Source organism: Vibrio sp. 2132-1, assembly GCF_033344315.1.
On the sequence record NZ_JAWPON010000348.1, the window covers coordinates 1 to 694 of the forward strand.

General features: G+C 46.3%; 1 protein-coding gene. It reads right to left on the reverse strand.

Annotated elements, in window-relative coordinates; genetic code table 11:
* A partial coding sequence (locus tag R8N47_RS25320) for an NAD(P)/FAD-dependent oxidoreductase (RefSeq protein ID WP_318186126.1) occupies nt 1–694 on the reverse strand: 694 nt, incomplete at both ends.

Below are 694 nucleotides of genomic sequence, written 5' to 3' on the forward strand. Positions count from 1 at the left end.
AAGGTCAACAATCAGGCCAACTGCGACTTGGGTGCCCTCAAGATGATAAAGATAACTGCCACCACTGGCTTCGGTTGCCAACGGCCAACCTAATCCATGAACAACCAATCCTTGCTGATGTTGCTCTGCAGGTATATCCCACAGCTCTTTAAAGCCAATCGCATAGTGCTGTGGCGTTTTATCTTCAGCGAGATTAAATTTGTTAATCAATTGCTTACCAATATGGCCACGAGCCCCTTCAGCAAACAGAGTAAACTTAGCTCGAAGTTCGATACCCGGCTCGAAATTGGCTTTTTGCTCGCCGTTTTTGTCGAGCCCCATATCTCCTGTGATCACGCCACAAACACGGTTTTGTTCATCAATAATGGCTCGGTTAGCACTAAAGCCAGGGTAGATTTCTACGCCTAGGTTTTCTGCTTGCGATGCCATCCAACGGCACAAATTACCTAAACTGATGATGTAATTACCATCGTTATGCAGCGTATTCGGCACCGCCCACGTTGGCAGTTCATGGCCATTAAGTTCGTTACTTAAATAGTAAGTTTTATCTTGATTGACTTTGGTATTGAGCGGCGCGTCCTTTTCTTTCCAATCCGGAAACAACTCATCCAAACTGCGCGTTTCAAACACCGCGCCAGAGAGAATGTGCGCCCCCACTTCCGAACCTTTCTCTACAACACAAACTGAGATTTCT